This window comes from Leifsonia williamsii, from assembly GCF_030433685.1.
GTDB lineage: Bacteria > Actinomycetota > Actinomycetes > Actinomycetales > Microbacteriaceae > Leifsonia > Leifsonia williamsii.
This window is the reverse complement of record NZ_JAROCF010000001.1, coordinates 3,707,137-3,732,909: the sequence shown is the minus strand read 5'-3', so window position 1 is coordinate 3,732,909 and position 25,773 is coordinate 3,707,137. Positions and strand designations below refer to the sequence as shown.

Here is a 25,773-nt window from a genome sequence, read left to right as displayed (position 1 = left end):
GGATCCCCTCGACACCGCGCTTGACTTCAAGCGCTTGAGGTCTGTTCTGATGGGGTCATGACCGCACTGACCATCCAGGACGTCTCCCGGCAGAGCGGGCTCAGCGAGCCCACGCTGCGCTACTACGAGGAGGTCGGCCTGCTCGGCCCGATCGCCCGCGACGAGAGCAGCGGCCACCGCCGGTACGCCGAGGGCGACCTCGACGACGCGCAGGTGCTGGCGTGCCTGCGCGCGATGGGCGTCGGCATCCAGGACATGCGCACGTACCAGGCCAACCGCCGCCGCGGTCGCGCGGCGGCGGGCGAGCAGCGCGACATCCTGCTCCGCCACGCCGAGCGGGTGGAGGAGGAGCTCGCGCGGCTGCGCGTGCACCTCGACTACCTGCGGGTCAAGGCGGCCCTCTGGGACGCGCGCGAGCGCGACGACGCCGCCGACGAGGAGCGCACCCACGCGCAGCTCGCATCCATCCTTCCCCGACTCGAGGAGACCTTCCGATGACCTCCAGCTCCACTCCCACCGTCCTCGTCACGGGCGGTACCGGCTACCTCGCCACCCGGCTGCTCGCCGACCTGCTCGCATCCGGCGCCGCCGTCCGCACGACGGTCCGCTCGCTCGACCGCGAGGAGGAGGTGCGCGCGGCCGTCCGCCGGGCAGGGGCCGACGACGGCGCGCTCTCGTTCGTCGCGGCCTCCCTCACGGACGACGAGGGGTGGGAGGCCGCGCTCGCCGGCATCGAGGAGGTGCACCACACCGCGTCCCCGATGATCCAGACCGCCGTCCCCGACGAGGTCGTGATCCCCGCCCGCGACGGCGCACTCCGCGTGCTGCGGGCCGCCAGCCACGCGGGAGTCCGGCGGGTGGTGCTCACCTCCTCCTTCGCCGCCGTCGGCTACTCGCCGAAGCCGGTGCGCGACTACGACGAGAGCGACTGGACCGACCCGGAGACGCCGGGCCTCCCCGCCTACCCGCTGTCGAAGGCGGTGGCCGAGCGCGCCGCGTGGGACTTCGTCGAGCGCGAGGGAGCCGGCCTCGAGCTGGTCGCCCTCAACCCGACGTGGATCGCCGGACCCACCCTGACCGCCTCGGCCCGTTCGTCGCTCGCCGTCTTCACCGGCATGCTCGACGGCACCATGACCGCGACGCCGCGCCAGCGCTTCGGGATGGCGGATGTGCGCGACGTCTCGGCGGCGCACCTCGCCGCGATGTCGACGCCGGAGGCGGCGGGCAAGCGCTACCTGATCCTGGCGGACGGCCCGACGATGACGTTCCTCGACGTGGCGGACGTGCTGCGCCGCGAGCTCGGCCCGCTCGCCGAGCGCGTCCCCACGGTGGAGGCGTCCGGCGACGAGCCCGCACCGCTGACGATCCACAACGAGCGGGCGAAGCGCGAACTGGGACTCCGCCCCCGCCCCGCGGTGGCGACGATCGTCGAGACTGCGGAGAGCCTGCGCGACCTCGGTCTCCTGGCCGTCCGCGCCTGAACCGGGCGGCGGCGGCCGCTCGGGCCTCCGGCCGCTCAGACCTCGAAGTACAGGTGGGTGTGGAGGTTGCAGCCCGGGTTGAACGCGGCCCCGCACGCCGGGCAGGCGGTCGCCGTCAGATAGTCGGCGATCGTCAGCTCGGTGCGGCAGACCCCGCACAGCACCGCCCGCTCGCCCCTGGCGTCGAGCGGCCACGGCGTCGCCGGGTGCCCCGCCGCCTCCTCGTGGCACAGATGGCAGGGGTAGTACTCGCCGCAGCACGCGAACCGGATCGCCACCACGTCGAGCGCGGACCGGTAGTGGATGCAGCGCGTCTGATCGTCGACGACGGGTCCGAGCACGGCGACCCTGCTGTCGTCCTCCATCATCACCGCCCTCACCGCACCCCTCGCGCGCTCAGCGCGTCGCCCAGCTGGTCCGCGTGCTTCAGCGCCAGCACCAGGAACGGTACCGCGAACGCCCGGAGGCTCGCACGTCCGCCGCGCGCCCGCTGCGCCTCCCGCACCTCGCCCGCGAGCCGCGCCAGCACAGGCACCGTGCCGAGCGTGACCGTCAGCAGCAGCGCCACCCGCTGCGGGTCGACGCGGAGGCGCTGCAGCGGGGCGAGTCCGCGCTCCACCGCGTCGAGCAGGTCGGTGACCCGCGTCGTCAGGACGAGCAGCCCGGCCAGCACGACGGCCGCGGTGACGCGCGCCGTGTTCGCGACGGCGGCCTCCACCCCGAGGAAGATCAGCTGGAAGCCGAGCGTGACGACGATCAGCCAGCGCACCGCGAGCACCTGGCGGCCGAGCTCCGCGAGCCCGACGCCGGCGATCAGGTAGCACGCCACCGCGACGACGGTCGCGACCGCTGCCGCCCACCAGGCGGAGGGCAGCAGCGAGACCGCCAGCACCACGGCGAGTACGAGCAGCAGCTTCGGCCCCGCGGGCATCCGGTGCAGCAGCCCGTCGCCCGGGCGGTAGAGCGTCAGCACGCGAGCGCCGCCTCGTACGCGTCGATGATCTGCTCGGGCGCACCCACCGCGGCGACCGTGCCGTCGGCCACGAGCACGGCCGCGTCGCAGCGCGCGGCCAGGCTCAGGTCGTGGGTCACGAGCACGAGCCGGTGCCCGGTGTCGGCCAGGAGGTGCCCGGCGACCAGCCGCGCGTTCCTCGCGTCGAGGTACGCCGTCGGCTCGTCGGCGACGACCAGCTCGGGCCGCCGCACGAACGCGCCGGCCAGCGCCAGCAGCTGCTTCTGGCCGCCCGAGAGGTCGTGCGCCGACCGCTCGGCGAGGTCGGTCAGCCCGAACCGGTCGAGCGCTTCGGCCACCCGCGCGGCCGACTCGGCGCGTGGGAGGCGGTCGGCGCGCAGCGAGAACGCCACGTCCTCGGCGACGGTCGGCATCACGATCTGGGCGTCGGGGTTGCTGAACAGCACGGCGACGCGCCGCCGCAGCTCGCCGGCCTGCCGCACCGGGTCGAGCCCGAGCACCCGCACCCGGCCTCCCGTCGGCGCGACCAGCCCGCAGAGAAGGCGCGCCAGGGTCGACTTGCCCGAGCCGTTCTCGCCGATGACGGCGACGGTCCTGGCGTCGACGGCGAGAGTGGAGGCGTGCAGCGCGTCCGTCTCGCCCAGCCGCACAGCAGCCTCCCGCAACTCGATGGCGGGGTGCTGCTCGTGTGCCGGCACGTTCGCGCTCACGCGGCCCGCGTGCTCCAGCTGCGGCGGAACGCCCGTGGGTAGGCCCGCACGAGCGTCATGACGATCAGCGTCGCGAGCACGGCCTTCACCAGGTCGCCCGGCACGAACACCAGGCTGGTCAGCGCGGTCTCGGCCAGCGGGAGGCGCGTCACGGCCGCCTGCCACGGGATGCCGACCGCATAGATCACGAGTACGCCCCCGACGAGCATGCCGAGGAAGGTGCGCCACCACACCGGCTTGCGGTGAGCCGCGTGCACGATCAGCCCGATGACGAGCGCGCCCGCGATCCAGCCGAGCGCGTAGCCTCCGCTCGGGCCGACGAAGACCGCGATGCCGCCGCGCCCGCCGACGAGGAGCGGGAGGCCGACGGCGACGAGGGCGAGCAGCACCGCCATCGACAGCGCCCCGAGCCAGGGACCGAGGATGGCACCGGCGAGCATCACGCCGAGCGTCTGGGCGGTGATCGGCACGGACCCGAACACGCTGAGTCCGCCGGGCAGTCCGAGCACGGCGACGATCGCGGCGAAGACGGCGACGCGCGCGAGGTCCGTCGCGTCGAGGCGGCGGGAGCGTGCGGCCGGCGCGGTAGGAGAAGGCGCAGGGGCGGGTGCGGTGGTGGGGGAGTCGGTCATCTCAGTCCTAACCTGAACGGTGTTCACCTGAACGCCGTTCACTATAGTGGGAGCGTGACGTCGAACGAAAGCGGCCGCAGGCACACCAGGGACGACGTCGCGCGCACGGCGCTCCGCATCCTCGACGACGACGGCCTCCCGGATCTGACGATGCGCCGCCTCGCCGCCGCCCTCGACGTGCAGCCCAGCGCGCTCTACCACCACTTCCCGAACAAGCAGACGCTGCTTGCCGAGCTCGCGGACCGCATCGTGGCGCGTGCCGCCCAACCGGCGAGCGGGCTCGACTGGAGCGACACCGTCCGCGCGGAGGCCGCCGCCCTGCGCGACGCGCTCCTCGCCTACCGCGACGGCGCCGAGGTCGTCTCCAGCACCTTCGCGCTCGGCCTCGGCGCTGGCGCACCGCTCGACCGCTTCACCGACGCGGTGACCGCCGGCGGCTTCGACGACGAGACCGCCCGGCGCGCGGCCACGGCCCTCCTGCACTTCGTGCTCGGGCATGTCTCGCACGAGCAGCAGCGCCTGCAGTACGACAGCCTGGGCGTGCTGGCCGACAGCGCCTCCGCGGAGGCGGGCACGGACTCGGCGGAGGCGTTCGCCTTCGGAATCGACCTGCTGGTCGGCGGACTGGAGCGGGTCAGTCGCTCCCGAACGTGACCTTCCAGCCGCCCACGACGTGGGTGGCGAGGTTGAACAGCGCGGCCGCGATGGCGCCGAGCGCCGACACGACGATCAGCTCGAGCACCGCGACGACGAGCGTGAAGGTCATCACGTTCGGGAAGGTCAGGTCGGCCACGAGGGCGGCGCCCTGCTCACCGGCGATGCCGTCCAGCAGATCGCGGGCCGTCTGCACCAGCCCGAACTTCTCCAGCACGCTCCACAGCAGCAGCATCAGCACGACGGTGACCGCGGCCACGATGAGGCTCACCAGGAACGACATCTTCAGCGCCGACCAGAAGTCGATGTAGACCAGGCGCATGACGGCGCGTCGCGTCTGCTTCTTCGTGCGTGCCGCCACGCGACCTCCCCAGGTACCGCTGCCGCCGGTGATCGGCGGTCCCCTCGGCTCAGTCTAGCGGGAGACGCCGACGGACTCCGGCAGGCCCTGCAGCGCCTTCGCGCGGCCGGTCGCGACGATGCCCGGCAGCACGAACGCCCACAGCTCGCGCACCCGCTGCAGCAGATCGGCGTGGTCGGTGAGCGTCTCCGACACCAGCTGCACGCCGGTGAACGCGGGTGAGAGGAAGCGCGCGAACGTCTCCGGGTCGACCTCGGGGCGCAGGTCGCCCTCCGCGATCCCGCGCCGGGTCAGCTCGGCGAGCGTGCGCATCCAGTCGCGGTACGGGTCGGCCACCGGCTGCTCGAACGTCGAGACGTCGGTCGTGAGCCGCACCCCGGCTTGCACGACCCGGTCGGCCTGCAGCTGCTCCGCCAGGCCCAGGCACAGCACCACCATCGTCTCCAGCGCCGGCCTGCCCTCCTCGAGCGTCGCCGCGACCGCGGTCATGGTGCGGCGGTGCTGCTCCTCGATGACCGCCCGGGCGAGGTCGTCCTTGGAGACGAAGTGGAAGTACAGCGCGCCCTTGGTCATCCCCGACTCCGCCGCGATCTCGGCCACCGACGCCGAGCCGTAGCCCCGGCGCCGGAAGACCTCCGCTGCGCCCGCGACGATCGCGTCCCTCGTGATCCGGGCGCGCGCTTGCTTGACCATGGGGCTCCTGGGCGTCGAGGGTGGAGGGGCTCGTCACACGTTAACCCACCGTTCCTCCGACCACGGTGAACGTTCGTCCACGCCGCCTCCGCCGCCCGCGGTCCGGGCGTAGCGTTGCGGAGGAGCCGACATTCCAGGAGAGGGGCCTGCCCATGACCACCGTCGCCGACACCATCGTCGAGATCCTCCACGACGCGGGGGTGAACCGCGTCTACGGGATCCCCGGCGACTCCCTCAACGGGTTCACCGACGCGCTGCGCCGCTCGGGCGAGGTCGCGTGGGAGCATGTGCGGCACGAGGAGGCCGCGGCGTTCGCGGCGTCGGCGGAGGCGGCGCTCACCGGCGGTCTCGCCGTCTGCGCCGGCAGCTGCGGGCCCGGCAACACGCACCTGATCAACGGGCTGTACGACGCAAACCGCAGCCGCGTGCCCGTGCTCGCGATCGCGGCGCAGATCCCGCAGGCCGAGATCGGCACCGGCTACTTCCAGGAGACGCACCCGCAGGAGCTGTTCCGCGAGGCGTCCGTCTACACCGAGCTGGTCAGCCAGCCGGAGCAGCTGCCGCGCATCCTGGAGATCGCGATGCGCGCAGCGGTCGAGAAGCGCGGCGTCGCCGTCATCGTCATCCCGGGCGAGATCTTCCTCGCCGACGCCGCCGGCCGCCGCAAGTCCGCCCCCATCGTGGAGGCGCCGCGCGTCACCCGCCCCTCCGACGCCGAGCTGCAGTCCGCCGCCGACATCCTCAACGCGGCCAAGAAGGTGACGATCCTCGCCGGCGCGGGTGTCGAGGGCGCGCATTCCGAGCTGATCTCGATCGCGAAGGCGCTCCAGGCTCCCGTCGTCCACGCCATGCGCGGCAAGGAGTTCGTCGAGTACGACAACCCCTACGACGTCGGCATGACCGGCCTGCTCGGCTTCTCCTCCGGCTACCGGGCGATGGAGGCGTGCGACGCGCTGCTCATGCTCGGCACCGACTTCCCGTACCCGCAGTTCTACCCGTCCAAGGCGAAGATCATCCAGGTCGACATCCGCGGCGAGGTCCTCGGCCGCCGCACGCCGCTCGACCTCGGGCTGGTCGGCAGCGTCAAGGACACGGTGAAGGCGCTGCTCCCGCTGCTGTCGGAGCGCTCCGACAGCAAGCATCTCGACGCCTCCACCAACCACTACGCCAAGGCCCGCAAGAGTCTCGACGAGCTGGCCGTCAACGACCGCAACCGCCAGCCCATCCACCCCCAGTACGTCGCCCGGCTGGTCAGCGAGCTCGCCAGCGAGGACGCGGTGTTCATCCCCGACGTCGGCTCGCCCGTCGTCTGGGCGGCGCGCTACCTGAAGATGAACGGCCGGCGGAGGCTGATCGGGTCGTTCACGCACGGCTCGATGGCGAACGCGCTGCCGCAGGCCATCGGCGCGCAGACCGCCTTCCCCGGCCGGCAGGTGGTGGCGCTCGCCGGAGACGGCGGCCTCGCGATGCTGCTCGGCGAGCTGCTGACGCTGCGGCAGAACAAGCTGCCGGTGAAGATCGTGGTGTTCAACAACTCCTCGCTGAACTTCGTCGAGGTGGAGATGAAGGCCGCCGGCTTCGTCAACTACGGCACCGGCCTCGAGAACCCCGACTTCGCGAAGGTCGCGCAGGCGATCGGCCTGTACGGCCGGCGGGTGGAGGAGCCGGACGACCTCGAGGGCGCCCTGCGCGAGGCGTTCGCGCACGACGGTCCCGCCCTGATCGACGTGGTGACCGCCCGGCAGGAGCTCAGCATCCCGCCGGCGATCACCGCGAAGCAGGTCAGCGGCTTCACCCTCTACGCGCTGCGCACGATCATGTCCGGCCGCGGCGACGAGCTCATCGACCTCGCCGACACGAACGTCTTCCGCCGCCTCTTCGACTGACCCCCGGTTGGCAAACCGTCGAGTACGCAGATTCTCCGCGTACTCGGCGGTTTTCTCGGGAATTCGCGCGTACTCGACGGTTGCCCGGGCTAGTTGATGCAGACCTGGTCCGAGTAGGACTGGGCCGGGGAGGTCGGGGTCGCGGCGGGCGCGGGAGCCGGGGCGGGCGCCGCACCGGCGTCGCCGGTGGCCGGCGCGGCCGGCATGATGCCGTCGTCGCCGAGCACCAGCGTCACGCCGCTCACCGAGCCGGTCTCCTGCACGACCGCGCCCGGCACGAAGGCGGCGACCGCCTTCGCCTGCGCCTCCTGGCCCTTCGGGTACTGGATGGTCGTGGTCGCCGTCGTGTCCGCGTCTCCGGGCGCGCCCGTCTTGAACCCGGCTGCGGCGAGGGTCTGCGTCGCGGTGGTCGCCGCGCCGTCCGCGCTGCCGCCGTTGAGCACGGTCACCGTCGTGTCGGCGGGCTTCGCCGCGGTCGCCTTCTCATAGTCGCCGGGCGTGCCCATCAGGCTCTGGATGAACGCGGGCATCGCGGCCGTGTCGACCTCCACCACCGAGATCTCGTCGCCGTCGACGTCGATCGTCGGCGTGCCGGAGATCGGGATGGTCGCCGACTGGATCTTGCCGCCGGTGAGTCCCTGCATCTGCGCCGCGAGCTGCAGGAAGTTGAGCCCGGGATCGGTCTCGAGCGACCCGCTGACCGCGTCGAGCACCTTCGTCAGCTTGCCCGGGTTCAGCAGCGTGCCGGCGGAGAGGGCCTTGTGCGCCTCCACCGAGAGGAAGTACTGCTGCCGCACCACGCGGTCGAGGTCGCCGCGCGGCAGCCCGTGCCGCTGGCGCACGAACGAGAGCGCCTGCTGCGCGTTCAGCGTCGACACGCCCGCCGGGAAGTTCGCGCCCGAGTACGGGTCGTCCACGGCCTCGTTGAGGCAGACCTGCACCGGCCCGAGCGCGTCGGCGATCGTGTAGAAGCCGAGCAGCGAGACGCGCACGTAGTGATCGATCGAGAGGCCGGTGAGGTTCTGCACGGTGTCGATCAGCAGCTTCGCGCCGGCCGTCGGATCGGTCGCGCCGCCTCCGAGCGAGAAGGCGGAGTTGAGCTTGTTCATCCCGTGCCCCGGCACATCCACCCAGGAGTCGCGGGGGAGGGAGATGAGGGTCGCCGACTTCCCGTCCGCCGGGAGGTGCAGGATCATCATCGTGTCGGTGTTGGTGCTGCCGCCGTCCTCGGTGGTGCTGAGCTGGGCGAGCTGCTCGGGCGTCGCGTTGTCGGGCCGGTGGTCGTCGCCCACCAGCAGGATGTTCTGGTCCTGCCCGTCGACGTCGTTGCCCTTCTTGCCGATCACGTCGACGTGGGTCACGCCGCCCACGAAGCGGAAGTAGCTGTACGCCGCGTACCCGCCGACGACCACGAGGATCACGGCCAGCGCGGCGGCCGTCCACGCGATGATGCGCTTGGCGCGACGACGCCGCGGACGCTTGCCGGGAGGCGGGGTGGAGCCGTCGCCGCGGCCGGAGTCGTCGCCGCCTCCGCCGTCGCCGCGTCCGCCGTCTCCGCCGCGACCGCCGCGTCCGCCCCGGCCGTTGCCGCCGCCGCTGCCGCCACTGTTGCCGCCGCCGAGGCCGAGGTCGTCGAAGGGCGAGCCCGCCGCGCCGCTCGCGCCTCCGCTCACCGCACCTGCGCCGCCGCCCGCACCCGCCGGCACCCGCGACGCCGGTCGCGTCGCGCGGACCGGGCGGCGGGGATCGGCGTCGGGCACGCGCCCGAACACCGCGGTCGCGGGGTCGACGGAGTCGCCCCGGGCGGAACCGGGGCGGTCGGCACCGGGGCCGGAGGCGGGATCAGTCGGGCGTCTCACACGGAAACGCTAGAGGGCGCCGCCTTGGAACCCCCTGTTTTCCGAGCGCGTTCCCGACGAATCGCCAGCAATTCCCGGCGCCGCTCTCAGCCGGCTGCCTCCTGGACGCCCGGAACGACGACGTCCTCGGGCTCCGCGCCCGGCTCGCGGCCCATCGCCTCCGTCATGCGGGTGGAGATGGCGAGCAGCTCCTCCTGCTGCTCCGGGCTGAGGGCGTCGTAGAGGATGCGGCGGATGGTCGCCGTGTGCTCCGGCAGCACCCGGACGACCTTGCGGCGCCCGTCGCCGGTCAGGTGGATCCAGCTGGCCCGGCGGTCCTCGGCGCAGTCCTGCCGCTCGACGAAGCCCCGCGCCTCCATCCGGGTGACCTGGTGCGAGACGCGGCTCTTCTCCCACCCGGTCGCCGCGACGAGGTCGCGCACACGGAGACGACGGCCGGGGGAGCGGATCAGCGCCATCAGCACCTCCAGCTCGGAGATGGAGATGCCGGCGTCGCGCTGGAGCTGCTGGTCGAGCGCCCGGTCGAACCCGCGGCGCATGAGATAGAACTCATGGAACAGCCGCAGCTCGTCGTCGCTGAGCTTGCGCGGGTCGGGCCGGGTGCGCGCGGTGGCCATGCCGCCATCCTCGCACGCGCGCGGCCCGGCCGGTCGTCGTCAGTGCGCGAGCTGCTCCAGAAACACGACGAGCACGCCGAGCAGGGTGATCGCCCCGAGCACGATCAGCTGCTTCCACCAGGGGAGGCCGGTGCGGTTCACCGCGATGCGCCCGACCACCGCGAGCGACACGATCAGGGCGACGATGGCCACGATCATCGCCGTGCGCGTCTCCATCACGTCCGCCGCCGCCAGCCCGAGCACGACCACCGGCACGCCGATCACGCCGAGGGCGCGGGAGGCGACGGCGGCCATGTGCCCGAACTCCCCGGCCGAGGGGAGGGTGTTGTGCACGATCATGTGCGACACGAAGTCGGAGGCGAGCCCGGCGAGGAGCACGCCGACGACCGAGATGACCAGCGTGAAGAGCGTGTCCAGCGGGTCGAGGTGGCCGCCGTGGCCGTTGATGGCCATCAGTACGGCCAGCGCGGTGAAGGTCGCATAGATGCGCTCGCGCAGGCGGTCGCCGGCCTGTCGCCGCTGATCCTCCGTGGCGTCGGCGGGGAGGTACCGGTCATCGTGGCGTTCGGGGTCCGGCGCAGCCATGGGACGAGCTTAGCGAGCCGGGAATGCGGGAGGGCCGGCGCGCGTTCGCCCGTTGATGACACGTCAACTTCATCCGACACGAAAGGCTGACATGACCAGGATCGCCATCATCATCGGCAGCACCCGCCCCGGACGCAACGGCGAGGCCGTCGCCCGCTGGGTCCACGAGCACGCCGCGAAGCGCACGGGCGTCGAGTACGAGCTCGTCGACCTCAAGGACTGGGACCTGCCGCACCTCGACGAGGCGATGCCCGCCGCGATGGGCCAGTACGCCGGCGAGCACACCAAGGCGTGGGCTGCGAAGATCGACGAGTTCGACGGCTACATCTTCGTCACCCCCGAGTACAACCACAGCACCTCCGGCGCGCTCAAGAACGCGATCGACTACGTCGGCGCCGAGTGGTTCAACAAGGCGGCCGGCTTCGTCAGCTACGGCGTCTTCGGCGGCGCCCGCGCTGTCGAGCACCTGCGCCTCGTGCTCTCGCAGCTCCAGGTCGCGACCGTCAGCGCCCACGTGGGCCTGAGCCTCGCCCACGACTTCGAGAACTGGGCGCTCAAGCCGACGCAGCAGCAGGAGGCCGCGCTCACCCCGCTCTTCGACCAGGTCGAGTCCTGGTCGCGCGCGCTCGAGACCGTGCGCGCCGAATCCGCCGCGGAGTCCGCCGCCGCGTAACCCGCACCTGCCCGGCGCCGAGGGGCGTCGTTGTGTCGTTATTCCGCCCGGATTCCGACACAACGACGGCCCTCGTGGCATGTTCGGGAGCGCGCCGTCAGGTCTGGCAGACCGGGCAGAAGTAGGTGACGCGCTCCTCCAGCTCCGTGCGGCCGAGCTCCGAGCGCTGGATGGGCGTCCCGCACCGCCGGCACGGCTGCCCCTTGCGGCCGTACACCCAGCTCGACTTGCCGCGCCGCGTGTCGCCGGTGGTCACGCGAACCGGCCGGTTGCGGTTCGCGACGATCATCCGGTGGCCCAGCGCGACCGCCGCAGGGATGTCCGCGTCGCTCACCGGCCGGGTCGGCAGCATCCCGCGCAGGAAGCACAGCTCGTTGACGTACTCGTTGCCGAGGCCCGCCAGGTTGCGCTGGTCGAGCAGGGCGACGGCGACCGGCACCTCGGGGTGCGCCTCCACCCGGCGCACCGCCTCCGCCGCATCCCAGTCGGGGCCGAGGAGGTCGGGGCCGAGATAGCCGACCGCCTCCTCCTCTTGATTCCGCGGCAGCACCTCCAGGATCCCGAGCAGGAAGCCGACCGCGTCGGTGTCCGCGGTCCGCAGCACGGCGCGGGCCTGGTGCGCGGGATGCCGCCAGCGGCCGCCGGCCGGGTACAGCTCCCACGAGCCCTCCATCTTCAGGTGGCTGTGGATGGTGTGCTCACCCACGCGCATCAGCAGGTGCTTGCCGCGGCTCACCACCTCGTCGACCCGGTCGCCGGAGAGGTCGACGGTCGCGTACGCGGGTACCCGGAAGTCGGTCGCGGTCAGCACTTTTCCGGCCAGCGCGTCATTGAGCCTCCGCGCCGCCCGGTAGACGGTGTCTCCCTCGGGCATCCGTCAGCCCCGCAGTCGCAGTCCGCGCGGTGTCGCCGTGAACCCGGCCTCGGTCAGCGCGTCGCCGAGGCCGGTGCCGAGCACGAAACCACCGTTGACGGTCTCGATGGCGAGCTTGTCGACCCGGCGGGCCGTCACGAGGGAGGCGAGGGCGCGGGAGGCTGCGCGCATCGCCGCCGCGGCCTCCTCCGCCTCCGGCCCCTCCGCCGACGGGTCGACGAAGCACAGCAGGCTCTTGCCGCCGCGCTCGACGTAGAGCGTCAGCTCGCCGTCGACCAGGACCACCAGTGCGCCGGCCTTGCGACCCGGACGGTGGCCGGTGCCGCCCTCGGTGCCGCCCGGCGGTGCGGGGACAGCAGGCCAGGGGAGCGCGGCACCGTACGGGTTGGCGGGGTCGGTCGCTGCCAGGGCGACGGCCTCGAAGGGGCGCTCCTGCGTGTGATCGCGCGTGAACGAGCGCAGCCGGTCCACGGTCGCGCCGGCCGCGAACTGCGCGGCGCCCAGCGTCTCCACGAAGTAGCCGCGGCGGGCGCGCCCGGTCTCCTCGAAGCCGCTCAGCACCTTGTAGGCGAGCGCGAATCCGCCGGGCGTCCCCTCGTTCATCACCGACCCGCGGGTCACCACGCCGTACCGGTCGAGCAGCGTCTCGGCCTGGCCGTGCGCCCGGACGGTGGAGTCGAGGTCGCGCTCGGGGAGCAGCGACCACCGGCCGGCGACGGTCGGCGGCCCCATCCTGGTCACCATCGCCGAGCGGGTGGCAGCGCGCCCACGGTACATGCGCGAGCGCGTCGGCTGCCGCGGCCGCTTGTGCGCCGCGGTGCCGCCCGCGGTCAGCACGCGCAGCGGCGCGAGCGTGTCGTTGGTCACGAGCCCGGACCAGGCGAGGTCCCACAGAGCCGTCTCGAGCGCCGAGTCGTCGATCGCGGAGCCCCGCTCCATCCCGACGGCGTCCGAGAGCTGACGGAAGAAGTAGCCGCCGCCGCGCGACAGCGCCTCCAGCACGCCGCGTTGCAACTCGTCCGGGTCGTGCTCCTGCGGCGGCGCGAGGGTGAGCGGCGCGCTGTCGGCGAGGTGGAGGCTGACCCAGCCGTCCTTGCCGGGCAGCGAGCCGTCTCCCGCCCAGATGACCTCGCCGGTCGCCGTGAGCTCGTCGAGCATCGCCGGGCTGTAGTCCGCCACGCGCGAGGGCAGGATGAGCGACTCCCACGCCGAAGCGGGGATGCGCGCTCCGGCGAGCTGCTCGATGACGGAGGCGACGGCGTCGACACCACGCAGCGTGGAGCCGATGTGCTGCCAATCGGGCAGGAAGCGCGCGAACGCCGCCGTCTCGACCGGCTCGACCTCGTGCCGGAGCGCGGCGAGCGACATGCGCCGGAGCCGCCGGAGCACTTCGGCATCGCTCCACTCGGAGCCGTGCGCGTGCGGCCGGAACTCGCCCTCGACCACGCGCCCGTCGTGCGAGAGGCGGCGCAGCGCGTCGTGCACGATCGCCGGGCCCAACGCGAACCGCGCAGCGACGTCGGCCGTCTCGAACGGCCCGTGGGTGCGCGCGAACCGGCTGACGAGGTCGCCGAGCGGATCCTCCACCGGCTCGATGAACGCGACAGGGACGCCGATCGGCAGCGGCACGCCGAGCGCGTCGCGCAACCGGGCGGCGTCCTCGATGGCGGCGAACCGCTCGACGCCCGCGATCGTGACCGCGAGCGCGCGGTGGGAGGCGACCAGGGCCTGGAGGTGTGCGCGCGCGGTGGCGGGGTCGGCGGCGGGAGGCGCGAGCTCGGCGTCGACGGCTTCGGCGGCGCCGGGGGGCGCGGGCGCAACCCCCTCGGCCTGCAGCCGCTCCGCGACCTCCTCCGCCGAGAGCGGTCCGAGCAGGCGCAGCAGGTCGGCAACGCCCTCCACGCCGCGCACGCGCCGGTCGGGGTCGAGCCGCTGCAGCTGCCGCTCCACACGCTCGATCACCTGAGGGTCGAGCAGCTCCCGCAGCTCCGCGCGCCCCAGCAGCTCGGCCAGCAGCCCGGCGTCGAGCGACAGCGCGGCCGCCCGCCGCTCCGCGAGCGGGCTGTCGCCCTCGTACATGAACGCGGCGACATATCCGAACAGCAACGACCGCGCGAACGGCGACGCCGACTCGGTGCTCGCCTCCACCAGCCGGATGCGGCGCTGCTCGATCTGCTTGGCGATGTCGTCGAGCGCGGGGAGGTCGTAGACGTCCTGCAGGCACTCGCGGATCGTCTCGAGGATGATCGGGAAGCTCGGGTACTTGCGCGCCACATCCAGCAGCTGCGACGCCTTCTGCCGCTGCCACAGGGGCGACCGCTTGCCCGGGTTGTACTTCGGCAGCAGCAGCGCCCGCGCGGCGCACTCGCGGAACCGCGACGCGAACAACGCCGACCCGCCGACCTCGCTCGTCACCAGCTCGTCGAGCTCCTGCGGCTCGAACACGAACAGTTCGCCGCCGGGAGGCTGCGCCTCGGTGTCGGGGATGCGCACGATGATCCCGTCGTCGGCCGCCATCGCGCCCGCGTCGATGCCGTACCGCTCGCGCACCCGCGCCTGCACCGCCAGGGCCCACGGCGAGTGCACCTGCATGCCGTACGGGGAATGCAGCACCACCCTCCAGTCGCCCAGCTCGTCGCGGAACCGTTCCACGACAAGCGTGCGGTCGTCGGGCACGTGCCCCGTCGACTCCTTCTGCTCGCGCAGAAACGCCAGCAGGTTGTTCGTCGCCCAGGCGTCGAGCCCGGCCTCCACACAGCGCAGCTCGGCGTCGGCGGGGGAGGCCGCGGTCACCTCGCGCATGAACGCGCCGACCGCGCGCCCCAGCTCGGCGGCCGGCCGAGGCCGTCGCCCTTCCAGAACGGCAGTCGCCCCGGCTCCCCGAACGCGGGCGTCACGAGCACCCGGTCGTGCGTGATCTCCTGGATGCGCCAGCTCGTCGAGCCGAGCGCGAACACGTCGCCGACGCGCGACTCGTACACCATCTCCTCGTCGGCTCGCCGACCCGGCTGGCCTTCTCGCCGACCATGTAGACGCCGAACATGCCGCGGTCGGGGATCGTGCCGCCGCTCGTCACCGCGAGCCGCTGGGCCCCCGGGCGCCCGGTGAGCGTGCCGGCGTCGCGGTCCCAGACGATGCGCGGCCGCAGCTCGGCGAACTCGTCGGAGGGGTACCGCCCGAGCAGATCGAGCGTCGCGTCGTACGCGCTGCGGGGCAGGGTCGCGAAGGGCGCGCTGCGTCGGACGGTGTCGAACCAGTCGTCGGCGTCGATCGGCTCCAGCGCCGTCGCCGCGACCGTCTGCTGAGCGAGGATGTCGAGCGGGTTCGTCGGCACGCGCAGCGTCTCGATCAGCCCCGCGGTCATCCGCTCGGTGGCGACGGCCGAGTGGATGAGGTCGGCGCGGTGCTTCGGGAACAGCACGCCGCGCGAGACCTCGCCGACCTGGTGCCCGGCGCGGCCGACGCGCTGCAGCCCGCTCGCGACCGAGGGTCGCGCCTCCACCTGCACCACCAGGTCGACCGCGCCCATGTCGATCCCGAGCTCGAGGCTGGAGGTCGCGACGACGCACCGGAGCCGGCCCGACTTGAGGTCGTCTTCGATCAGCGCCCGCTGCTCCTTGCTCACGGAGCCGTGGTGGGCCCGTGCGAGCACGAGCGTGTCCGGATCGGCGACCGCCTGCGACCCGCGCGTCTGCCCCGCGCCACCCATCAGTTCGGCGGGAGCGCGGCGCGGCTGCGCCTCCTGCGCGCCGTCCGCGACCTCGCCGCCGAGGAGCCGCTCCTCGTAGATCTCGTTGAGCCGCGCCGTCAGCCGCTCGGCGAGCCGGCGCGAGTTGGCGAACACGATGGAGGAGCGGTGCTCGAGCACCCGGTCGACGATCGCCTCCTCGACGTGCGGCCAGATCGAGCCGGCCTGCGGCGCCGACCCGTCGTCGTTGTCGCTCGCGAAGGTGGAGGTGCCGAGCTCGCTCATGTCCTCCACGGGGACGACCACGCGCAGGTCGAAGCGCTTGCCCGCGGGCGGCGCCACCACCTCCACCGGCGAGCGCCCGCCGAGGAACCGGGCCACCTCCTCCGGCGGCCGCACCGTCGCAGACAGCCCGATGCGTTGCGCCGGCGTGGCCAGGAGGCTGTCGAGCCGCTCCAGCGACAGGGCGAGGTGTGCGCCGCGCTTGGTGGAGGCGACGGCGTGCACCTCGTCGACGATCACCGTCTCGACCTGGGTCAGCGTCTCGCGCGCCTGCGAGGTCAGCATGAGGAACAGCGACTCGGGGGTCGTGATCAGGATGTCGGGCGGGTTCGTCACCAGGGCGCGCCGGTCGGAGGACGGCGTGTCGCCCGAGCGCAGCGCACGCCGACGCTGACGTGCGGCGGCTCGGAGCCCAGCCGCTTCGCCGTCTGCGTCACGCCGACCAGTGGAGCGCGGAGGTTGCGCTCGACGTCGACGCCGAGCGCCTTCAGCGGCGAGATGTACAGGACGCGCGTGCCGGGCGCGGCCTGCGGATCGCGCGGCTGGGCGGCCAGCTTGTCGATCGCCCAGAGGAACGAGGCGAGCGTCTTGCCGGAGCCGGTGGGCGCGATGACGAGGGCGTGCTTGCCGTGCGAGATGGCCTCCCACGCCCCCTCCTGGGCGGGAGTGGGCGCGGCGAAGGCCCCACGGAACCATTCCCTGGTCGCGGGGGAGAAGCGGTCGAGCACATCGCCCATCCCCCCATCCTGCCCCCGACCACCGACACTGTCAGGTGGCTGTCAGCGGCGTCCCAGGTCGACAGTCGGCACTCAGCGCGGCAGGTTGGCCCGGATGAAGGCGCTGATGTCGCCCAGCTCCAGTGGCGAGATGCCGTGGCCGAGCCCTTCGTAGATGCGCGCGTCGAGCGAGCTGTGCTGCGGCAACCAGTCCGTGGTGCGGTCGAGGGAGGTGGCCGGTATCGAATCGTCGAGCGTCCCGCGCCCCCAGAACACCGGCGGCTGGCGCTCGGCCAGCGCGGCGTCGCCCTGCTGCGAGCCCTGGACGACGAATCCGGACAGCTGCACGGCGTAGTCGAACCGCTCCGGAGCGAGCCGGAGCAGCTGGAGGGCCAGCGCCCCTCCCTGCGAGAACCCCAGCAGGCCCGTCGGCACTACCGGCTGCTCGTCGAGCCACTCCAGCACGGCGCGCGCGGCCGCGTCGGCGTTGCCCGCGAGCGGGTCGGCGGCGACGTTCGTGAACCGCGAGAACCAGGCGAAGCCGGGCCCTTCGGGGATCGGGGCGCGCAGGGAGGCGATCACGGGTTCCAGCGGGAGGTAGGCGGCGATCCCGAACAGGTCGGCCTCGTCGGAGCCGTAGCCGTGCAGCAGCACCAGCAGCGGGCGCCCTGCACGGTCGCGCTCGCCGGCGGACCAGAGCACGGCGTCACGGTCGAGGTGGAGGTCGGGGGCGGGGAACGGCACCCTCCATTGTGCCCATCCACCGTGTTATCTCCACAGCCCCCGATCGTGTGGCCCCTGTCCACAGATCGGCCAGGCCCCCTGGCCTGGCCGCCGCTCGCCGGGTGCCTAAGATCGGTGGCATGAGCGTGCGCACCCCCGACCCCGATCCGACCCCGGACCCGCTGCCCGGCGACGGCCCCCAGCCCGGGCCGGCGTGGCTCAGCGACCTGGAGCTGGAGCAGATCCGGCGGCGCCTCCCACTGCTGTACGTGGAGGCCGTCCCGGTGCGCGTGGACGGGCTCGGCCAGGTCACGGAGGTCGGCGTGCTGCTCCGCGCCAACGCGGTCGGCGAGATCACCCGCACGCTGGTCTCCGGCCGGGTGATGTACGGAGAGACCCTGCGCGAGGCCCTCTTCCGCCACCTCGAGAAGGACCTCGGCCCGATGGCGTTCCCCCTCCTCCCCGCGAGCCCGGTCCCGTTCCAGGTCGCGGAGTACTTCCCGCTCCCCGGCGTCTCCCCGTTCACCGACGAGCGCCAGCACGCCGTCTCCCTCGCCTACGTCGTCCCGGTCACCGGCACCTGCGAGCCCCGCCAGGACGCCCTCGAACTCACCTGGGTGACGCCGGAGGAGGCGGTCTCGCCGACCATGTGCGACGAGCTGGAGGGAGGCCGCGGCGCCCTGGTGAAGGCGGCGATGGCGTCGGTGGGGCGGATTCTGGCGTAGAGTGCGGCGGGCCAGGCCGTCCGGTGTCAGCCTGCCGCGGCCGCCGCGATCCCGGTGACCACGGCATCGACCAGGAGTTCGAAGCTCCTGTCGAGATCGTCCGGCAGCCCGAAGCCGCCGGTCAGCTCGAGCATCACGAAGCCGTGGACGGCGCTGCGGAAGACGCGGATCGCATCTACGCTCCGCTCCTCGGGCAAGCCGAAGCCGCGCAGGGCGGCGCCCAGCACAGCCAGGGTCTCCTCCGCGCGAACGGCGAGTTCGCGGTCCGCGGGCTCTGCGAGGTCCGGGGCGACCTGCGTCGCCGCGTACCGTCCGGGATGCTCGGTGGCATAGCGGCGGACGGCCTCCGCCGCGGCACGGATCGCCTCAGGCCCCGACCGGCCGATCGTGGCCGCGGCGATCGCCCTCGTCAGCTCGGCGACCGCCTCCACGGCGAGCCGGCGACGCAGGTCGTCCAGTGACGCGACGTGCTTGTAAAGGCTCGGCACAGCGACCCCGGCGCGTCCGGCGACAGCGGCGAGCGTCAGCCGATCGAAGGCGGTGACGCCGCCCTCGTCGAGCACATCCAGCGCCAGCGCGGTGACCGCGGCTCCCGTGAGCCCGGCCCTAGGCACGGGCACTCCCGTCGGCGTCGGCTGCCCCGCCAGCTGCACCATCATCGACGGCGGCACCACTGTCAGCTGCACCGCGGTCGACGGCGCCACCGTCAATGCCATCGACGGCGCCACCGCCACCTCCGCCGACGGCGTCACCGTCACCCCCATCGACGCCGTCACCGCCGCCGACACCCCTGCCCAGCTCCGCACCCCATCCCGCATCCCGCTCCGCACCCCATCCCGCATCCCGCCGCGCGGCCAGGAACCCGAGTGTCGCCGGCACCACAACATCCGGCCGCTGGGCCTGCGGGTAGTGCCCGCATTCGGCGACGCGAACCACCTCCGCGCCGACGGACTCCAGCCAGGCGGCCTCGGTGGCCGGGTCGCGGAAGTCGGGGTCGAGGTCGCCGACGAACGCCAGCATCGGGGCGGACACCTCGGGGAGGCGGGGCTCCACGACCGCGTGGGTCAGCTGGAGGGTCAGGTGCCGGAAGGCGCGCAGCCTCCCGGGCTCGCGCAGGTTCGCGCGGATCGCCGCGACGTGCTCATCGAGCCACGGAGCAGTGCGGCCGCGGTTGAGCACCTTCCGGTAGTAGGCTCCCCAGGGCCGGTGCGCCCCACGGCCCGCGGAACAGCACCCGGTATGCGCCGTGCATCGCGGCGACCGCGGTACGCCCCATGGCCGGGTCACGGAGCAACGGCCCGAAGAGCACGAGCCCGCTCACCAGGTCGGGGCGCTCTGCCGCCGCCCAGGCCGCGGCCGCCGCCCCCATGGAGTTGCCCAGCACGACCGCGGGGCCGCCGAGCTCTTCGATGAGGGCGAGCAGATCGCCGCCGGTGGCGATGTCGCCGAACGTCCGGAAGCCGGCGTCCGAGTCGCCGTGGGCGCGGAGGTCGGTGACCGCCACCCGGTAGCCCGCCTCCAGGAGCGGGCGGACGAGTTCGCGGTAGGAGGAACGGAGGTCGCCCATCCCGGGGACGGCCACGACGAGCGGCCCAGAGCCCTCGACGGTGTAGGAGACGCGTCCCTCGGGGCGCTGCAGATACCGGACCTGCTGAGCGATGGAAGTGTTCATAGCCACAAAGCTAAGGCCATTAGCCAGAGATGTCAACAGCCCAGTCCGCCACGTCAGAAACGGAGGTCGTGCTCCCGCAGCCTCGGCGTGTCGACCGAGAAGGGAGGCGATTCGAGCCGGGTGAGCCGGGAACGCCTTCCCTTCGTGACACTGCGTGCCGATTCATCTCGACGAAAAAGGGAGGTGCCCCCGGCCGAGAAAGCCGGAGACACCTCCCTTCGTGGTCCTTCGCGCGTCAGCCGCGGGCGCGACGGGTGCCGTTGCCGCGGCGCGTGCCCGCGTCGACCAGCTGGCCGACGCGCATGCCGCCGCGCGACCCGCCCTGAGCGCCCGAGCCGGACGCCGAGCCATGCGCGGCGGACGAGCCGCCGCGCGAGCTGTGCCCCTGGGTCGCCGCGCTCCCGGCGACGCTGCTCGCCGCCACCGGCCGCATCCCGGCGCGACTGCCCGGCGCTGTTCGCACCGTTCGCCTGCTCGCCGCCGGCAGCGCCGCGTCCGCGACCGCCACGACGACGGCGACCGCCACCCGCGCCCGAACCGTTCGCGTCGCCGCCACCGGCACGACCGCCGCGGCCGCCGGTCTCGCCGGCACCGGCACCACGGCCGCCGTCGGCCGCGGCACCCGAGCGACCACCGGTCGCCTGCCGGCCGCCGCCGACCCCGGCCTCCGCCGCGCCGCTCCGGGCACCGCGTGACCGTCCGCGCCCGCCGCCCGCGGAACCGCTCGCACCGCGACCGCCGCCACCCGAACCGCCGCGTCCGCCGCCGCCCGAGGCCGCCGCAGCAGCCGCGGCCGCGACCTCCGGCGCAACGCGCGCCGCGCGCTCGCCGACCAGCTCCACGACCGCCGCGTGCGACGCGCTGACCTTCTGCGGCGCCGCGCTGATGGCCGCCGCGCGCAGCAGCGAGCGCACGTCGCCGGCCTGCTCGGGGAGCATCACGGTCACGACGTCGCCGCTGCTGCCGGCGCGCGCCGTGCGGCCGGAGCGGTGGAGGTACGCCTTGTGCTCCGCGGGCGGGTCGACGTGCACGACCAGCTCGACCTCGTCGACGTGCACGCCGCGCGCGGCGACGTCCGTCGCGACCAGCACGCGCACCTCCCCGGAGCCGAAGCGCGCGAGGTTGCGGTCGCGGGCCGGCTGCGAGAGGTTGCCGTGCAGGTCGACGGCCGGGATGCCCGCCGCGGTGAGCTGCTTGGCGAGGCGCTTCGCGTGGTGCTTGGTCCGCATGAACAGGATGCGCTTGCCCTGCCCGGAGGCGAGCATGTGCACGAGGTCCTTCTTGTCGTCGGCGGACGCGACCTCGAACACGTGGTGGGTCATCGCCTCCACCGGGCTGTTCGCCTCGTCGACCGAGTGCATCACGGGCTTCTTCATGAACTTGTTGACGAGCTTGTCCACGCCGTTGTCCAGCGTCGCCGAGAACAGCAGACGCTGCCCGTCGGTCGGCGTGGCGGAGAGGATGCGGGTCACCACGGGCAGGAAGCCGAGGTCGGCCATGTGGTCGGCCTCGTCGAGCACGGTGATCTCGACCGCGTCCAGCGACACGAGCCGCTGCTTCATGAGGTCGTCGAGACGGCCGGGGCAGGCGACGAGGATGTCGACGCCGCCGCGCAGCGCATCGACCTGGCGGTTCTGCGACACCCCGCCGAAGACGGTCGTTATGCGCAGGCCCGCTGCGTCGGCGAGGGGCTGGAGGGTCGCGGCGATCTGCGTCGCGAGCTCGCGGGTCGGCGCGAGCACGAGGCCGCGCGGGCGGGAGGCCCTGCGCTTGCTGCCGTCGCCGAGCCGCGCGGTGAGCGGGAGCGAGAAGGCGATGGTCTTGCCGGAGCCGGTCTTGCCGCGGCCGAGCACGTCGCGCCCGGCGAGGGTGTCGGGCAGCGTGTCGGTCTGGATCGGGAACGGCTCCGTCTTGCCGTCGGCCGCGAGCGCGGCGACGAGGGGAGCTGGCACGCCGAGGTCGGCGAAAGTCGTGGTGGTCACTGGTGCCTTTCGGGCATCGGGTCCCGGCGCGCAGCACGCACGGCGCGGCGCTGGGAGGGGTGGGCGAAGGCGCGGGATGCGCATTCGTTCGCCGTGAGAAGTGCGCTGACAGCGCGGTGCGTTCTGACGACGCAGGAGTCCGACGGACTCGCAGTGCTGCAAGCCTACCGTGCTCGGGCTGGGAGACCGCTCCGGCCCGGGTTCACGGCGGGCTCTCTGCATCCTCGGGGCCGGAGGTCGTAGACTTTCGGCCCGGAAACGAGAGGTGGTCTGCGCGTGCACGAATCGGAGCTCGACCGGGAACGCGCCGTCGTCGCCGGGCTGTACGACCGGCTCGACGCGCTGCGCGCGGAGACGGCGGAACGCCTCGTGCGCGTGCGCAAGGAGAGCGTCGGCGGCAACCACCAGGCGCGCAGCGAGCGCGACGCGTTCGCTCGGCTCTACGAGGACCAGCTCGTACAGCTGCGGGAGGTGGATGCGCGGCTCGTGTTCGGCCGGCTGCTGCTCGACGAGCCGGTCGACGGCTCCGACCACCGCTACATCGGCCGCATCGGCCTGCGGGACGACGACCAGCGGTCGCTCCTGCTCGACTGGCGGGCGCAGCAGGCGAGCGCCTTCTACCAGGCCACCGCGACGGCTCGGATGGGAGTCCGTGCGCGCCGGCACCTGACGATGACGGGCCGGCAGGTCGTCCGCATCGACGACGAGGTGTTCGACGAGGCACTGCTCGACGGGGCAGGCGGCTCCGGCGAGCAGATCCAGGGCGAGGGCGCGCTCCTGGCCGCGCTGACCGCGCAGCGGACCGGCCGGATGCACGACATCGTCGCGACGATCCAGGCCGAGCAGGACCGTATCATCCGCTCCGACCTCCGCGGCGCCCTGGTCGTACAGGGCGGTCCCGGCACGGGCAAGACCGCGGTCGCGCTGCACCGCGCCGCGTACCTGCTGTACGCGAACCGCCAGCGGCTCAGCTCCTCCGGCGTGCTGGTGGTCGGGCCGTCGAGCGCGTTCCTGCGCTACATCGAGGCCGTCCTGCCGTCCCTCGGCGAGACCGGTGTCGTCATGCAGACGCTCGGCGAGCTGTTCCCCGGCGTGGAGGCGACGGTCGAGGATGCGCCGGAGGCCGGCCGCCTGAAGGGCGCCGCCCCGATGGCCCGGCTGCTGTGGCGTGCGGTGCGGTCGAGGCAGAAGGCTCCGGCCGAGCCGCAGACGATCGTCGTCGACAACGAGCGGCTGGAGGTGCAGCCCGACCTCATCCAGCGCGCGATCGCGAAGGCGCAGCGCACCGGCAAGCCGCACAACGTCGCCAGGGTCACGTTCGTCAAGAGCGCGCTGAGCGAGCTGACGGAGCAGCTCGCCGCCCAGCTCCGCGCCTCCGGTTCGACGCTGGACGACGCCGACCTGAAGGTGCTCCGGGAGGATCTGCGCACCTCCTACGACGTGCGGGTGCTGCTCAACACGGCCTGGCTGCCGCTGACCCCGCAGAAGCTGCTGCAGGACCTGTACGCGCGGCCCGCCTGGCTGGCGGAGCTGACGCCGCGCTGGAGCCAGGCGGAGCGTGACGCGCTCCGCCGCGACCGGTCCGAACCGTTCACCGTGTCGGACGTCCCGCTGCTCGACGAGGCGGCGGAGCTGCTCGGCGACTTCCCGGGCCGCCCCGACCCGGCGGACCGCGAGCGGGAGCGGCAGCGCAAGCGCGACCTCGAGAACGCGCGCGCGGCCATCCGCAACATGGGCGTGCAGGGACTGGTGAGCGCCGAGCAGCTGGCGGACGGCTTCGCCGAGCAGGTGGACCGCGGCTCCACCGCCGAGCGCGCCGCCGCCGACCGCTCCTGGACGTACGGGCATGTGGTGGTGGACGAGGCGCAGGAGCTCTCACCGATGCAGTGGCGCGTTCTCGTACGCCGCTGCCCGATGAAGTCGTTCACGATCGTCGGCGACATCGCCCAGGTCGCCTCCGCCGCGGGCGCGACGAGCTGGGAGGATGCGCTGAAGCCGTCGTTCAAGGAGGCCTGGCGCCTCGAGGAGCTGACGGTCAACTACCGGACGCCCGCCCAGATCACCCGTGAGGCCGAGCGGATCGCCGCGGAGGCCGGGCTCCCGATCACCCCCACCCAGGCGGTCCGCGAGGGCGACTGGCCGATCCGCCGCACCAGCGCACCACCCGCCGCCGGCGACCGCGGCCTGGCCGACGCCGTCGTGGACGCGGTGGAGCACGACCGCGGCATCGACGCGCAGGGCACGCTGGCCGTGATCGTGGCGCAGGACGAGGTGGAGCGGGTGGCCGCGGCGGTCCTCGCCCGCTTCGGCGACGCCGCCGCCCGCGGCGCCTCGGGGCTGACCCGCCCGATCGCGGTGCTCACCGGCTTCGAGGCGAAGGGCCTCGAATTCGACGCGGTCGTCCTCGCCGACCCCGCGGCGCTCGCCGCAGAGTCCCCGCGCGGCGCGGCCTCCCTCTACGTCGCCATGACCCGCCCGACCCAGCGCCTCACCCTCGTGGAGCGCTGAGCCGGCGCCTGCCTATTCGGCGCCGGCGTAGCGCTCGCCCACGGGCACCTCGACGGGCAGTGTGTTGCCGGCCTGCGCGAGCGGGCACGCCCACGCCGGGTCGTAGGCGCAGGACGGGTTGTAGGCGAAGTTGAAGTCGAGCACCAGCGTCGCCTCCTCCCCGTCCGCGGCGAGCCCGAGGTCAGCGCCCTTGATCGTGTCGATCAGGTAGCGGCCACCCCCGTACGTCCCGCCCGGACGCCCCGCGAGCGCATCCTTCACCGGCACGAACAGCCCACCGCCGTAGGACGCGAGCCGCCACACGTCCAGCGTCCCGGCCAGCGGCACCCGGACCGTGCCGAGCAGCTCGAACGGCACGACGCCGTCGGTGCCGGTCTCGACCTCCATCCGCCGCCCCTCGGCCGCGGGCAGGATCGGCAGCTCGAACCGCCAGTCCGGGTCGTATCCGGCGACCGGCAGCCCGGTGAACCGCTCGCGGTCCGCGTCCAGCAGCGGGGAGGCGGGATGCGACGAGAACAGCTCGTCCCGGCACGACACCCAGTACGCATGCGCCTCGGCCGGGTCGGTCGCCGCCATCCGCCGCACGGACGCGTACAGCCCGAACACCCTGCGCCGCCAGTCGGCGGTCTCGACCGCGGTGACGGCCCGCGAGCGCCCGGCGGCCCCTTCAGCCTGCGCGGCGCCAGCGGAATCGATCGTGCTCATGAGCCCTCCTCGGCCGGGGCGGCGGACGCCCCGCCACCCTCAGCATTCTGCCCTTCGTCACGACCAGCCGCCGGAGGCTCGGCCCCCGCCACGTCCGCGTCGCGCGCCGCTGCCTGCGCCGCCTCGGCCCCCGCCGCATCCACGTCGCGCGCCGCCTCCCGCGCGGCGACCCGCTCCGGGTCCAGCTCGGGGTCGTACGCCCAAGTCGGCGCGAGCTGCTTGAGGCGTCGTCCGCGCCACTGCCAGAACGCCCACAGCGTGTACCAGGCGAACGGCGTCAGCACCCCCGCGCGCACGATGAGCTGATCGCGGTAGAGCGTGCGGAGCCTCCCGTCCGGTCCGGGGCCGGCCGGGTCCGGCGCGATCGCCATGCGGTGGTCGAGGTGGGGGAGCGCAGCGAGCAGTCCGCCCGTCCCCCCGCCGCTGTCGCGCAGGATGCGGGTCGCGCCCTCCCGCGGATCCGTCGACCGCAGCGTGTCGAGCCGGATGGCCTGCGTCCCCACGGTGAACGCCCCCAGCGGCCGCACCCGCACCCGATGCTCCCCGCCACCGCGCGATCCGGACTCGAACCCAGCGGCAGAACCAGACGCAGAAGCAGACGCAGACCCAGACCCGGCCCCCTCCCCGCCCCACGTCGTCGGGAACCCCGCCGGCTCGTCCGACCGGAAGTCCAGCCACGGCAGGGCGACCTCGCGGAACGCCGTCGGGCTCTGCAGCGCCCGCCAGGCGGCGTCGGGGTCGCAGTCGAGGATCAGCTTCAGGAGTACGCGCACG

Annotated in this window: 23 protein-coding genes and 2 pseudogenes; 7 read left to right on the top strand and 18 right to left on the bottom strand. The window is 73.5% G+C overall.

Annotated elements, in window-relative coordinates; all coding sequences use genetic code 11:
• Nucleotides 1–57: 57 nt before the first annotated feature.
• Nucleotides 58–498, top strand: a complete 441-nt coding sequence (locus tag P5G50_RS17705; RefSeq protein ID WP_301209469.1) for a MerR family transcriptional regulator — start codon at nucleotides 58–60, stop codon at nucleotides 496–498.
• Nucleotides 495–1,481 (top strand): NAD-dependent epimerase/dehydratase family protein, encoded by a 987-nt coding sequence (locus P5G50_RS17700; RefSeq protein WP_301209468.1) that lies wholly within the window; start codon nucleotides 495–497, stop codon nucleotides 1,479–1,481. Before P5G50_RS17705 ends, P5G50_RS17700 begins: the two co-directional genes overlap by 4 nt.
• Nucleotides 1,482–1,516: 35 nt before the next feature.
• On the opposite strand, the gene P5G50_RS17695 is transcribed toward P5G50_RS17700, so the two are convergent.
• Genes P5G50_RS17695 through P5G50_RS17680 form a run of 4 tightly spaced genes read right to left on the bottom strand, consistent with a single transcriptional unit; the run spans nucleotide 1,517 to nucleotide 3,796 of the window.
• Nucleotides 1,517–1,846: a CHY zinc finger protein gene (locus P5G50_RS17695; protein WP_301210025.1), complete on the bottom strand. Its 330-nt coding sequence runs from the start codon at nucleotides 1,844–1,846 to the stop codon at nucleotides 1,517–1,519.
• A gap of 11 nt (nucleotides 1,847–1,857) precedes the next feature.
• Nucleotides 1,858–2,454 carry an energy-coupling factor transporter transmembrane component T family protein gene (locus tag P5G50_RS17690; RefSeq protein ID WP_301209467.1) on the bottom strand — a complete coding sequence of 199 codons (597 nt, stop codon included), beginning with the start codon at nucleotides 2,452–2,454 and terminating at the stop codon, nucleotides 1,858–1,860.
• Nucleotides 2,448–3,164: an energy-coupling factor ABC transporter ATP-binding protein gene (locus tag P5G50_RS17685; protein ID WP_301209466.1), complete on the bottom strand. Its 717-nt coding sequence runs from the start codon at nucleotides 3,162–3,164 to the stop codon at nucleotides 2,448–2,450. The genes P5G50_RS17690 and P5G50_RS17685 overlap by 7 nt, the downstream gene beginning before the upstream one ends.
• Nucleotides 3,161–3,796, bottom strand: coding sequence for a biotin transporter BioY (locus tag P5G50_RS17680; protein ID WP_301209465.1), 636 nt, complete (start codon nucleotides 3,794–3,796; stop codon nucleotides 3,161–3,163). Before P5G50_RS17680 ends, P5G50_RS17685 begins: the two co-directional genes overlap by 4 nt.
• Nucleotides 3,797–3,850: 54 nt before the next feature.
• Between P5G50_RS17680 and P5G50_RS17675 the strand changes: the two genes are divergently transcribed.
• Nucleotides 3,851–4,450, top strand: a complete 600-nt coding sequence (locus P5G50_RS17675) for a TetR/AcrR family transcriptional regulator C-terminal domain-containing protein (RefSeq protein ID WP_301209464.1) — start codon at nucleotides 3,851–3,853, stop codon at nucleotides 4,448–4,450.
• Here P5G50_RS17675 and P5G50_RS17670 read toward each other — a convergent pair.
• Both P5G50_RS17670 and P5G50_RS17665 read right to left on the bottom strand, forming a co-directional pair.
• Nucleotides 4,431–4,811: a DUF3566 domain-containing protein gene (locus P5G50_RS17670; RefSeq protein ID WP_301209463.1), complete on the bottom strand. Its 381-nt coding sequence runs from the start codon at nucleotides 4,809–4,811 to the stop codon at nucleotides 4,431–4,433. The two genes, P5G50_RS17675 and P5G50_RS17670, sit on opposite strands and share 20 nt — an antisense overlap.
• Nucleotides 4,812–4,865: 54 nt before the next feature.
• Nucleotides 4,866–5,504 carry a ScbR family autoregulator-binding transcription factor gene (locus P5G50_RS17665; RefSeq protein ID WP_301209462.1) on the bottom strand — a complete coding sequence of 213 codons (639 nt, stop codon included), beginning with the start codon at nucleotides 5,502–5,504 and terminating at the stop codon, nucleotides 4,866–4,868.
• A 152-nt stretch (nucleotides 5,505–5,656) separates the two neighbouring features.
• On the opposite strand from P5G50_RS17665, the gene poxB reads away from it, so the two are divergent.
• Complete coding sequence (gene poxB / locus P5G50_RS17660; RefSeq protein WP_301209461.1) at nucleotides 5,657–7,390, top strand: ubiquinone-dependent pyruvate dehydrogenase; 1,734 nt, start codon at nucleotides 5,657–5,659, stop codon at nucleotides 7,388–7,390.
• A gap of 89 nt (nucleotides 7,391–7,479) precedes the next feature.
• Here poxB and P5G50_RS17655 read toward each other — a convergent pair whose 3' ends face one another.
• The 3 genes from P5G50_RS17655 to P5G50_RS17645 form a co-directional block, all read right to left on the bottom strand.
• Nucleotides 7,480–9,249 (bottom strand): LCP family protein, encoded by a 1,770-nt coding sequence (locus P5G50_RS17655; protein ID WP_301230640.1) that lies wholly within the window; start codon nucleotides 9,247–9,249, stop codon nucleotides 7,480–7,482.
• An 86-nt stretch (nucleotides 9,250–9,335) separates the two neighbouring features.
• Nucleotides 9,336–9,866, bottom strand: coding sequence for a MarR family winged helix-turn-helix transcriptional regulator (locus tag P5G50_RS17650; protein WP_301212945.1), 531 nt, complete (start codon nucleotides 9,864–9,866; stop codon nucleotides 9,336–9,338).
• Nucleotides 9,867–9,905: 39 nt separating this feature from the next.
• A complete protein-coding gene (locus P5G50_RS17645) occupies nucleotides 9,906–10,451 on the bottom strand; it encodes a hypothetical protein (RefSeq protein ID WP_301212946.1) in 546 nt (181 codons plus the stop codon).
• Nucleotides 10,452–10,542: 91 nt separating this feature from the next.
• Between P5G50_RS17645 and P5G50_RS17640 the strand changes: the two genes are divergently transcribed.
• On the top strand, nucleotides 10,543–11,124 hold the full coding sequence (locus tag P5G50_RS17640) for an NADPH-dependent FMN reductase (protein ID WP_301212947.1): 582 nt from the start codon (nucleotides 10,543–10,545) through the stop codon (nucleotides 11,122–11,124).
• 97 nt (nucleotides 11,125–11,221) lie between these two features.
• Here P5G50_RS17640 and P5G50_RS17635 read toward each other — a convergent pair whose 3' ends face one another.
• The 3 genes and pseudogenes from P5G50_RS17635 to P5G50_RS17625 all read right to left on the bottom strand — a co-directional run bounded on the left by P5G50_RS17635 (nucleotide 11,222) and on the right by P5G50_RS17625 (nucleotide 17,428).
• Entirely contained in the window at nucleotides 11,222–11,998 is a 777-nt protein-coding gene (locus tag P5G50_RS17635) for a DNA-formamidopyrimidine glycosylase family protein (protein ID WP_301212948.1), read from the bottom strand.
• A gap of 3 nt (nucleotides 11,999–12,001) precedes the next feature.
• A pseudogene (locus P5G50_RS17630) lies at nucleotides 12,002–16,705 on the bottom strand (ATP-dependent helicase).
• A 72-nt stretch (nucleotides 16,706–16,777) separates the two neighbouring features.
• Nucleotides 16,778–17,428 (bottom strand): alpha/beta hydrolase, encoded by a 651-nt coding sequence (locus P5G50_RS17625; protein ID WP_301212950.1) that lies wholly within the window; start codon nucleotides 17,426–17,428, stop codon nucleotides 16,778–16,780.
• Between the two features lie 119 nt (nucleotides 17,429–17,547).
• Between P5G50_RS17625 and P5G50_RS17620 the strand changes: the two genes are divergently transcribed.
• On the top strand, nucleotides 17,548–18,132 hold the full coding sequence (locus P5G50_RS17620; protein ID WP_301212951.1) for an NUDIX hydrolase family protein: 585 nt from the start codon (nucleotides 17,548–17,550) through the stop codon (nucleotides 18,130–18,132).
• A 26-nt stretch (nucleotides 18,133–18,158) separates the two neighbouring features.
• Here P5G50_RS17620 and P5G50_RS17615 read toward each other — a convergent pair whose 3' ends face one another.
• The 4 genes and pseudogenes from P5G50_RS17615 to P5G50_RS17605 form a co-directional block, all read right to left on the bottom strand.
• Nucleotides 18,159–18,848: a TetR/AcrR family transcriptional regulator gene (locus tag P5G50_RS17615; RefSeq protein ID WP_301230638.1), complete on the bottom strand. Its 690-nt coding sequence runs from the start codon at nucleotides 18,846–18,848 to the stop codon at nucleotides 18,159–18,161.
• Nucleotides 18,739–19,311 carry an alpha/beta fold hydrolase gene (locus P5G50_RS18625; protein WP_363319487.1) on the bottom strand — a complete coding sequence of 191 codons (573 nt, stop codon included), beginning with the start codon at nucleotides 19,309–19,311 and terminating at the stop codon, nucleotides 18,739–18,741. The genes P5G50_RS17615 and P5G50_RS18625 overlap by 110 nt, the downstream gene beginning before the upstream one ends.
• The gene (locus P5G50_RS18620) at nucleotides 19,274–19,804 is read right to left on the bottom strand and encodes an alpha/beta hydrolase (protein ID WP_363319486.1); all 531 of its coding nucleotides are present in this window, start codon (nucleotides 19,802–19,804) and stop codon (nucleotides 19,274–19,276) included. The genes P5G50_RS18625 and P5G50_RS18620 overlap by 38 nt, the downstream gene beginning before the upstream one ends.
• Nucleotides 19,805–20,223: 419 nt before the next feature.
• Nucleotides 20,224–21,786, bottom strand: a pseudogene (locus tag P5G50_RS17605) (DEAD/DEAH box helicase); the annotation flags it as partial.
• A gap of 270 nt (nucleotides 21,787–22,056) precedes the next feature.
• Between P5G50_RS17605 and P5G50_RS17600 the strand changes: the two are divergent.
• The gene (locus P5G50_RS17600; protein ID WP_301212860.1) at nucleotides 22,057–24,294 is read left to right on the top strand and encodes a HelD family protein; all 2,238 of its coding nucleotides are present in this window, start codon (nucleotides 22,057–22,059) and stop codon (nucleotides 24,292–24,294) included.
• A 12-nt stretch (nucleotides 24,295–24,306) separates the two neighbouring features.
• On the opposite strand, the gene P5G50_RS17595 is transcribed toward P5G50_RS17600, so the two are convergent.
• Together P5G50_RS17595 and P5G50_RS17590 are read right to left on the bottom strand one after the other, a co-directional pair.
• Entirely contained in the window at nucleotides 24,307–24,999 is a 693-nt protein-coding gene (locus P5G50_RS17595; protein ID WP_301212822.1) for a DUF1684 domain-containing protein, read from the bottom strand.
• Nucleotides 24,996–25,772 (bottom strand): hypothetical protein, encoded by a 777-nt coding sequence (locus P5G50_RS17590; RefSeq protein ID WP_301212823.1) that lies wholly within the window; start codon nucleotides 25,770–25,772, stop codon nucleotides 24,996–24,998. Before P5G50_RS17590 ends, P5G50_RS17595 begins: the two co-directional genes overlap by 4 nt.
• Nucleotide 25,773: the final 1 nt, after the last annotated feature.